This is a genomic window from Streptomyces sp. BE20 (assembly GCF_036322525.1).
Lineage (GTDB): Bacteria > Actinomycetota > Actinomycetes > Streptomycetales > Streptomycetaceae > Kitasatospora.
In genome coordinates, this window is record NZ_JAQYWW010001044.1 from 1 (window position 1) to 511 (window position 511).

The window sequence follows — 511 nt, forward strand, 5'->3', positions numbered from 1 at the left end:
AGGACGGGTCGCCCCGGTCCTGGCAGGAGGTGCTGGGCGACGTCGCACGGCTGGCCGGCATGGCCGAGCAGCCCGCCGACGACCCCTGCCGGACGGTCGCCCGGTGGCACGCCTGGCTGGCCGACCGCAGGGTGCTGCTGCGTGGCGGGGTGCCTGGTGGCGGGCGCTCTGTCGGGCGACTGGTGCCCACCCCCCTCCCGTGAATACCCTTCCACTCTACATACCCCCCACCCCCCCCCCCCCCCCACCCACCCCCCCCCCCCCCCGCGCCGCCCCCCCCCCCCGCCGCCCCCCCCACACCTCCCCGGCCCCCCCCGCGCGCCCCCCCCCCCCGCCCCCCCCCCCCCCACCCCCCCCCACCCCCCCACCCGCCCGAGCTCACCGCCCCCCCCCCCCCCCGCACCACCCCCCCCTCCCCCCCCCCCCCCCCCCCCCCCGACCCACAAGCCCCCCCAAAAAAAACAAAAGAAAAACAAAAGAAACCACCAAAAAAAAAGCCACAAAGACAGAC

General features: G+C 77.1%; 1 protein-coding gene. It reads left to right on the plus strand.

Going from position 1 to position 511, the window contains the following annotated elements; all coding sequences use genetic code 11:
• Positions 1 to 203 (plus strand): hypothetical protein (locus PUR61_RS29280; RefSeq protein WP_329882500.1); only part of this gene is annotated, 203 nt, incomplete at its 5' end.
• Positions 204 to 511 lie beyond the last annotated feature (308 nt).